The sequence below is a fragment of the Mesorhizobium sp. M0816 genome, assembly GCF_040320005.1.
GTDB lineage: Bacteria > Pseudomonadota > Alphaproteobacteria > Rhizobiales > Rhizobiaceae > Mesorhizobium.
On the sequence record NZ_JAMYOT010000008.1, the window covers coordinates 322,204 to 330,278 of the forward strand.

Here is an 8,075-nt window from a genome sequence, read left to right on the forward strand (position 1 = left end):
AACCCAAAGTGCCTGCCGTCACACAGGCTTCATCGTGCCGACATAGCGTCCTCCCATTCTTTGCTGCAACGCAGGAGGAGTGGGGTGTGGTCGATATTGTTTCAAGCGAGGCAGGAATTCCAAGGCCGGAGCATCCGCTTGACCGGCCAAACGACACCGGTAAATGGTTTCTGCCGGCCTTTGCCGTCATCATTCTGGGCGGCCTTGCCTATGTCGGCTACGCGCTCAGCCAGGACCTGACCAGCACCATCGCGGTGCCGTGGATCCTGCTTGGGCTGGCGCTGCTGATCGCGCTCGGCTTCGAATTCGTCAACGGTTTTCACGACACTGCCAATGCGGTGGCAACGGTGATCTACACGCATTCCATGCCGGCCGAGCTTGCAGTGATGTGGTCCGGCTTCTTCAATTTCCTCGGCGTGCTCACCGCCAGCGGAGCAGTCGCCTTCGGCATCATTTCGCTGTTGCCGGTCGAGTTGATCCTTCAGGTCGGATCGAGCGCGGGGCTGGCCATGGTCTTCGCGCTGCTGGTCGCGGCGATCATGTGGAATCTCGGAACCTGGTATCTCGGCCTGCCTGCCTCGAGCTCGCACACACTGATCGGTTCGATCATCGGCGTCGGTCTCGCCAACCAGTTCATGGCCCCGGCCGGCTCCGTCACCAGCGGCGTCGACTGGTCGCAGGCGTCCAATGTCGGCCTGTCGCTCCTGATCTCGCCGCTGGTCGGTTTTGGCCTGGCTGCACTGCTGCTTCTGGTGATGAAGCTGCTGGTCAGGAACCGCGAGCTCTACGAGGCGCCCAAGTCGAGCGCGCCGCCGCCGCTGTGGATTCGGGCGCTGCTTATTTTCACCTGCACCGGCGTCAGCTTTGCCCACGGCTCCAATGACGGGCAAAAGGGCATGGGCCTCATCATGCTCATCCTGATCGGCGTCGTGCCGACCGCGTTCGCGCTCAACCGCACACCGGACGTGAACTATCTCGAAGCTTACAAATCGGCGGCGACGCAAGTCGAAACGGTACTCGGCAAATACGTCAAGCCCGGCGTCGTCGTGACTGACGCGGCGACCGCGGTCGGCGACGCCGTTCGCACCAAGACCTGGAAGGACGAGACCACGCCTGCCCTGCAGAGCTTCATCCACGACACCAGCGCCATGTTGTCGCCCTATCCGTCCGTGGAAAAGCTGCCGACAACGCTGGTCAGCAACGCCCGCAACAACATCTATCTTATCGGTGAAGCGCTGAAGCTGATCGACAAGAAGAAGCTGCTGCCGATGGAGGCAGACGACCTGAAGGCGGTGACGACCTACCATAAGGCGGTCGACAACGCGACGAAGTTCATCCCGCTCTGGGTCAAGGTCGCCATCGCGCTGGCGCTCGGCCTCGGCACCATGGTCGGCTGGAAGCGCATCGTCGTCACCGTCGGCGAGAAGATCGGCAAAAGCCATTTGACCTACGGTCAGGGTGCGTCCGCCGAGCTTGTCGCGATGGCGACGATCGCATCGGCCGACTATCTCGGCCTGCCGGTCTCAACCACCCATGTGCTGTCCTCGGGCGTTGCCGGCACCATGGCGGTGAACGGCTCGGGCCTGCAATGGTCGACGGTGCGCAACATGCTGATGGCCTGGATACTGACCCTTCCGGTCTCCATCTGTCTTGCCTTCGTGTTGTTCGTCATCTTCCGCCAGGTGTTCTGAGCGGGGGCAGGGTTTGACCAGAATGTCGCGGCACCGGCCCCGGCGCCGCCCTGATCACCTGAACGTGCATCGTTTCGGCGGCGGCCATGAATGACGCATCGCATCTGACATTGCTTGCCGCGGACGACCAGCATCATGCTCCCGGGCTGGTCTGGGCCTATCATGCCGCTCCCGGCAAAGCTCCCGAACCGCTGGCGCCCCGAGACATAGAGGCCGCGCTGGCCTCAGCGGGCGGCTGGGTCTGGCTGCATGTCGACCTTGTCGACCGGCGCGCCCATTCCTGGGTCAGCCATGCCTGCGCGCTGCCGGCGTCGGCTCATGCAATCCTCGAAGGACATGAGGACAGCCTAGTGCTGGCGCATGAGAATGGCGTCGTCCACGGCATTTCGGCCGATCTGCATGGCGAGATCACCCATCAGTCGACGACCATCGGCAGATTGCATTTTGCGGTCTCGGAACGGCTGCTGGTCACCGGCCGCCGGCATCCGCTGGCGGCAGTGGAGGAAGTGCACACGGCCCTTGCCGCGGGGCTGCGGCCGGCCACGGCATTCGAGCTGTTCGAAATGCTAGTCATGGCTTTTTGCAAGACCACCAGCCTGCGGCTCGCCGCGGCAACGAAGCGGCTGGATGCAGTCGAGGATCATCTCGTGACCGAGCGGCTTGCCGACGAAAAACGGCAGCTGAAGGATGTGCGCCGCCTTGCCGTATCCCTGCATCGGCCGATCTCGGCCCTGGCAGCGCTTTTCCAGGACGAAGACCGTTCCGCCTGGAACCTTTCCGCCGGCGCACATGAAGTTCTGCGCCGGCTTGCTGCGCGCCTTGAACGGCTCGACCGCGAGGTCGTCATGATCAACGACCGGGCAAGGCTGCTGCAGGAGGAGCTTGCGGCTGAGCTTGCCGACGAATCGAACCGTAGCCTCAAGGCGCTGGCGGTGATGAGCGCGCTGCTTTTGCCAGGAACCCTGATCGTCGGCATTTTCGGCATGAACACAGGCGGACTGCCATTTGCCGAGAGTCCCAGCGGCTTCTTCCTGGCGATGCTGCTGGCGGTTGGCGCGACCGGCCTGTTCTACTGGCTCCTACTGCGCGCCGGCGCCAATCTGCGGTTCTGAGGCCGATTAATGGCGGCGTTCGTTCACCTGTGTCAAAATACGGGCTGCCACCTCGAAACCACGCCATCCCGCCTTCCGAAAATCGGTTCCGATTTTCAGGCCGATGCGCTAGAGCCTTTCGGGATTGAACCGTGCCTTTAACCCGGAAAGGCTCCCACCGCTGCCCATGCCCCATCTTCCCGAGCATCTTCTCACCGGCTACCGCAATTTCATGAATGGCCGCTATCTCACCGAGAGCGGGCGTTATCGCTCGCTGGCGCGAGAGGGCCAGGCACCGGAAACGATGATCGTCGCCTGCTGCGATTCCCGTGCCGCGCCCGAAGCGATCTTCGATGCCGGGCCGGGCGAGCTGTTCGTGCTGCGCAATGTCGGCAATCTGGTGCCGCCCTATGCGCCAGACGATCAGTTCCACTCGACATCGGCGGCGCTCGAATTTGCCGTGCAGAGCCTCAAGGTCAAGAACATCGTGGTGATGGGCCACGGCCGCTGCGGCGGCATCCGCGCGGCGCTCGACACCACGGCCGCGCCGTTATCGCCGGGCGATTTCATCGGCAAGTGGATGAGCCTGATCGCGCCCGCGGCCGAGACCGTATCGTCCAGCACCTTCATGACCGCGACCGAGCGCCAGACGGCGCTGGAGCGCATCTCGATCCGCTATTCCATCGCCAATCTGCGTACCTTCCCTTGTGTTTCGATCCTCGAAGGCAAGGGGCGACTGTCGCTGCACGGTGCCTGGTTCGATATTTCGACCGGCGAGCTTTGGGTGATGAACAAGGAAACCGGCGATTTCGAGCGGCCGGAGACGGAGTAGGAGACGAGGCATGGTGCGAGCTCGGATCGCGTTCGCGGCGGCGGCACTGCTGTGCCCGATAACTGTCGCCCGCGCCGATGATAGCGCGATCATCGACCGCTGGTATTCGGCCCTGCTGATCGCCGACCGCACCGAATTGTCGGACCTGCTCGCCGACAACGTCCGCATCAAGCTCGACGACCTCGGCGTCGTGCAAAGCAAGCAGGAATTCATCGCCTCGATCGCCGAGTGGCAGGGCGCCGTCGCCGGGGCCGAAATCCGCCACCGGATCGAGAAGACGGAGGGCGGCGTCACCACTGTGATCGCCTGCTATGATTTTCCCAGCAACGACATGCTGATGCAGGAGACCTTTGCAGTCGCCAACGACCAGATCACCGCCAGTTCGCAAGCCGCGATCGCCGAAAACTGCGACGGCTACTGACGAAATTTGGTCTTGAGCTTCTCGGGGGATAGGCGCTGGAATTGCCGGCGTCAATTCGGACCTGTCCACGTCACGTGGTTACGCAGGTGGGAACGCCAATGCGACAAGCCATGCGGTCAATCCACTCACAACGACGGTCGCGCCCTGCAAAAGTGCACTATTATCGGAATTCGAAATCTTATGTGTTGGAGGGCAATGATGGGCAAGCAATTCAATCTTTTCCTGTCGCACAGAGATGAAATCGTTTTCAACCATGCCTTGTCCAAGGGTGTTGAGAATATAGTATTCGTCAAGCCGTCCATCGAAGATGGCGATACCCCCATTTTTTGGGAGCCCATCCGAGAAGAAGAACGGTCTTTTAAAAACAGAAGAGTTCTGATATCGTCAAAGGATTTTTTAAACAACATAGTCCTTGAGCGTGACGCTGAAAATAAATGTTTGCAAGTTAGTTCAAGATTATCTCCGGTAATTGAATATGATATAAATCTGTGGCGCGGCGATGTAATGTTGCCTGGCAGAATGTACTATAAATTAGACTGGGCGGAAGGCGATGTGAGGAAAGCATACGACGCATACTTTAGTCGTGTTTTCAAGTTGTCTAAATCTAACCTAAATAAAATTAGAAATAGTCACGGAAGCGTCATCTATCTCGGAAACGAAATGATGCCTGAATTTTACAACGAGACCATGGATTTTAGATTATTATAGATGGGAATTACCGTTACAGTGCACTTTTTGCTGCACTGCGCGCGAGTGGGCATCCTGGTTCGCATACGAGTCGTGGGCACGCATCGGCGTTAACCAGGCGTGCTGTTGCGCGCAACGGGCCGGCGCCTTACATCGGTGACGATCCGCTTCTCCCGCCCACCCAGCGAAAGTTTGCCCATGCCGTCAACCGTCGACCTCGCCGCCCATCCGCTGACCGCATGGCAAGGGCCGCTCGGCCTGCCCGATTTCACGCGCATCGGCGACGGCGATTTTTCTCCGGTCTTCGACGCGGCCCTGAAGGCGCATGAGGCCGAGATCGAGGCGATTGCCGGCAACACCGGGATACCGACGATCGAAAACACGCTTGCCTCGCTCGAGTTTGCCGGCGAGGCGCTCGACCATGTCTCCTCGATCTTCTGGTGCCGCGCCGGCGCCCACACCAATGAGGCGATCCAGGCGCTGGAGCGCGACATCTCGCCAAAGATGTCGCGGCATTACTCGGCGATTTCGATGAATGAGCGACTGTTTGCCCGCATCGACGATCTCTATCAGCGCCGCGAGGCTTTGAAGCTCGATGCCGAAACGCTGCGGGTTTTGGAAAAGACCTGGAAAAACTTCGTCCGCTCCGGCGCCAGGCTCGACGCCGAAGGCAAGAAGCGGCTTGCATCGATAAACGAGGAGTTGTCGTCGCTCGGCACCAATTTCGGCCAGAACGTGCTTGCCGACGAGCGCGACTGGGCGTTGTTCCTCGACGAGGCCGACCTGGCCGGCCTGCCGGAATTCCTGAAAAGCTCGATGGCGGAAGCCGCCGAGATGCGCGGCCAGAAGGGCCGCTACGCCGTCACTTTGTCGCGTTCGATCTACGAGCCGTTCTCGACCTTCTCAGAACGCCGCGATCTGCGCGAGACGGCGTTCCGCGCCTTCATCATGCGCGGCCAGAATGGCGGCGCCACCGACAACACCGAAGTGGTGCGCGATATGCTGCGCCTGCGCGCCGAGAAGGCGAAGCTGCTCGGCTATCCTTCCTACGCCGCATTGAAGCTCGACGATACTATGGCCAAGACGCCGGAGGCGGTGCACGCGCTGCTCGATCCGGTCTGGGAAAAGGCGGTGGAAAAGGCCGCAAGCGACCAGGCCGAATTGCAGCGGCTGGCGGCCGAGGCCGGCAGCAACGAGAAATTCGCTGCCTGGGACTGGCGCTTCTATCAGGAGAAGCTGCGCGCAGAGAAATTCGCCTTCGACGAGGCCGAGCTGAAGCCGTACCTGCAGCTCGACCGCATCATCGACGCCTGTTTCGACGTGGCGACACGATTGTTCGGCATTTCTTTCGAAGAAAAGAAGGGCATTGCCACCTGGCATCCGGACGCCCGTGTTTTCGTCGTGAAGAATGCCGACGGCAGCGAGCGCGGCCTGTTCCTCGCCGACTATTTCGCGCGGCCCTCGAAGCGCTCCGGCGCCTGGATGAGCGCGCTGAAATCCGGTTATAGGCTTGGCCCTGGCTCCAAGCCGGTCATCTACAACATCATGAATTTCGCCAAGCCGCCGGCCGGCGTGGCAGCCTTGCTGTCGGTCGATGAGGCCAAGACCCTGTTCCACGAATTCGGTCACGCGCTGCACGGCATGCTGACCGACGTCACTTGGCCGTCGGTCGCTGGCACCTCGGTCAGCCGCGATTTCGTCGAGCTGCCGTCGCAGCTCTATGAACACTGGCTGACGGTGCCGGCGGTGCTGGAAAAGCATGCGCTGCATATCAAGACCGGCAAGCCGATGCCAAAGGCGCTGGTCGACAAGATGCTGGCGGCGCGCACCTTCGGCGCCGGCTTCGCCACCGTCGAGTTCACCGCCTCGGCGTTGGTCGACATGGCCTATCACGCACGCCCGGATGCGCCGGACCAGCCGCTTCGTTTCGAAGCCGAAACGCTCGAAAAGCTCAATATGCCCGACACCATCGCCATGCGTCACCGCACCCCGCATTTCGGCCATATCTTTGCCGGCGATGGCTATTCTGCCGGCTATTACTCCTACATGTGGTCGGAAGTGCTTGACGCCGACGCGTTCGCCGCCTTCGAGGAAACCGGCGATCCCTTCAATCCGGCGCTGGCCGAGCGGCTGCGCAAGAACATCTACGCCGCCGGCGGTTCAAAGGACCCGGAAGAACTCTACACCGCCTTCCGCGGCAAGATGCCTTCCCCGGAAGCGATGATGGCCAAGCGCGGGCTGGTGTGATGCATGCCCGCTCTTGTCACCGTTCCTTTCCATCCTGATTGATGTCGGCTGTCATGGCGTCGGGTTGCGCACCGCCTGATCCGGTTTCCGCCGGTCCCGCTCGGCCCCGTTGGCCGTTCGCGTCGTTGAGGTGACTGCACTTAATGCGGTCTCCATCGTTCCGGCCGAAGGAGCCGCGTTCATGGCGGCGCTACGGGCTGTGCGGGGGTAGGCAACGACAGCTTGCCCGCTATGCTGATCGGCCGCTGCCGCATCTGGACCGCGGCTTGCGACGACTACTAGTGGCTCTGCACAGGGATTATGACTCGTTGGCGGTGGGCTTTGGATAGGATAGGCTTTGGCCAATTTGAGGCGGGCCTGTTCGGTCGAGAACATCCCGTTGATGCGGGCGCCGCTGGCGCCTCGCTGGTTTTCCCAAGCGGCGATCTCGGCAAACAGGCTGTCGCGACTTTCGATGCGGCGGTCGAGGCACCGGCTACGCAGGATGCCGATCTCGATCTCGACCATGTTGAGCCGGCTCACGTGTTTGGACCTGTCATGGAACTCCAGCCGTCGCAGGATGCGTCGCGCCTCTGACGCCGGCAGGGCCTGATAGAGCGCGGCGTGTGGGTCGGCAGACTAACGAGCACCACCCTGACGCGGTCGGCCTGGGGGTAATGAATATCGAGGAGGTCGCGCATGCAGTGGCAAAGTCTTGTGCTGCGCGCTCGGTGACCTTGACCTTATGCAAGGTCGGTGTCACCGCGCCTTCTGTCCATAAGATGGTGCTCATCCTCGAGCGGGCCGGATTGATCCGCAGGCGACCCGGCCTCGCGCGCAGCATTGAACTGCTCGTCGAACCCAATATCCTACCCACGCTACAACCCATCGAACCCGCCGAATCCTCTGTGCAGAGCTACTAGACGGAATGCTGTGATATCAGGAGCACCCACTGCCAATGACCGAACAGGAAATGATTATCAACGCGTTGGGCGTCGCTCCCAGTGTTGACGTCGCGCTGGAAGCACGCCGGCGTATCGACTTTCTCGGCACGTATCTGCGTGCATCGGGGCTCAGCACCTATGTGCTGGGGATCAGCGGCGGGGTGGATTCACTTGCCGCGGCCC

The 8,075-nt window shown here is 61.3% G+C and carries 7 protein-coding genes and 2 pseudogenes; 8 read left to right on the forward strand and 1 reads right to left on the reverse strand.

Features of this window, described 5'->3' with window-relative positions; translation table 11 throughout:
* The first annotated feature begins 86 nt into the window (after positions 1-86).
* The 6 genes from NKI17_RS15555 to NKI17_RS15580 all read left to right on the forward strand — a co-directional run bounded on the left by NKI17_RS15555 (position 87) and on the right by NKI17_RS15580 (position 6,969).
* Positions 87-1,691 (forward strand): inorganic phosphate transporter, encoded by a 1,605-nt coding sequence (locus NKI17_RS15555; protein ID WP_352906273.1) that lies wholly within the window; start codon positions 87-89, stop codon positions 1,689-1,691.
* Positions 1,692-1,777: 86 nt separating this feature from the next.
* Positions 1,778-2,803: a transporter gene (locus NKI17_RS15560; protein ID WP_352594108.1), complete on the forward strand. Its 1,026-nt coding sequence runs from the start codon at positions 1,778-1,780 to the stop codon at positions 2,801-2,803.
* A 166-nt stretch (positions 2,804-2,969) separates the two neighbouring features.
* Complete coding sequence (locus tag NKI17_RS15565) at positions 2,970-3,614, forward strand: carbonic anhydrase (RefSeq protein WP_352594109.1); 645 nt, start codon at positions 2,970-2,972, stop codon at positions 3,612-3,614.
* A 10-nt stretch (positions 3,615-3,624) separates the two neighbouring features.
* A complete protein-coding gene (locus tag NKI17_RS15570) occupies positions 3,625-4,035 on the forward strand; it encodes a nuclear transport factor 2 family protein (RefSeq protein WP_352470724.1) in 411 nt (136 codons plus the stop codon).
* A gap of 198 nt (positions 4,036-4,233) precedes the next feature.
* Positions 4,234-4,743, forward strand: coding sequence for a hypothetical protein (locus NKI17_RS15575; protein ID WP_352594110.1), 510 nt, complete (start codon positions 4,234-4,236; stop codon positions 4,741-4,743).
* Between the two features lie 171 nt (positions 4,744-4,914).
* On the forward strand, positions 4,915-6,969 hold the full coding sequence (locus NKI17_RS15580; protein ID WP_352906280.1) for a M3 family metallopeptidase: 2,055 nt from the start codon (positions 4,915-4,917) through the stop codon (positions 6,967-6,969).
* Positions 6,970-7,296: 327 nt separating this feature from the next.
* Here the strand turns inward: NKI17_RS15580 and NKI17_RS15585 are convergent.
* Positions 7,297-7,693: pseudogene (locus NKI17_RS15585) on the reverse strand (transposase); the annotation flags it as partial.
* Here NKI17_RS15585 and NKI17_RS15590 point away from each other — a divergent pair.
* Both NKI17_RS15590 and NKI17_RS15595 read left to right on the forward strand, forming a co-directional pair.
* A complete protein-coding gene (locus NKI17_RS15590) occupies positions 7,680-7,871 on the forward strand; it encodes a hypothetical protein (RefSeq protein WP_352470727.1) in 192 nt (63 codons plus the stop codon). The pseudogene NKI17_RS15585 and the gene NKI17_RS15590 overlap by 14 nt on opposite strands.
* 35 nt (positions 7,872-7,906) lie before the next feature.
* Positions 7,907-8,075: pseudogene (locus NKI17_RS15595) on the forward strand (ammonia-dependent NAD(+) synthetase); the annotation flags it as partial.

Excerpts from the sequence above, each read along its gene's own strand:
- NKI17_RS15570 (WP_352470724.1), top strand. The coding sequence starts at position 3,625 with ATGGTGCGAGCTCGGATCGCGTTCGCGGCGGCGGCACTGCTGTGCCCG.
- NKI17_RS15565 (WP_352594109.1), top strand. The coding sequence starts at position 2,970 with ATGCCCCATCTTCCCGAGCATCTTCTCACCGGCTACCGCAATTTCATG.
- NKI17_RS15575 (WP_352594110.1), top strand. The coding sequence starts at position 4,234 with ATGGGCAAGCAATTCAATCTTTTCCTGTCGCACAGAGATGAAATCGTT.
- NKI17_RS15560 (WP_352594108.1), top strand. The coding sequence starts at position 1,778 with ATGAATGACGCATCGCATCTGACATTGCTTGCCGCGGACGACCAGCAT.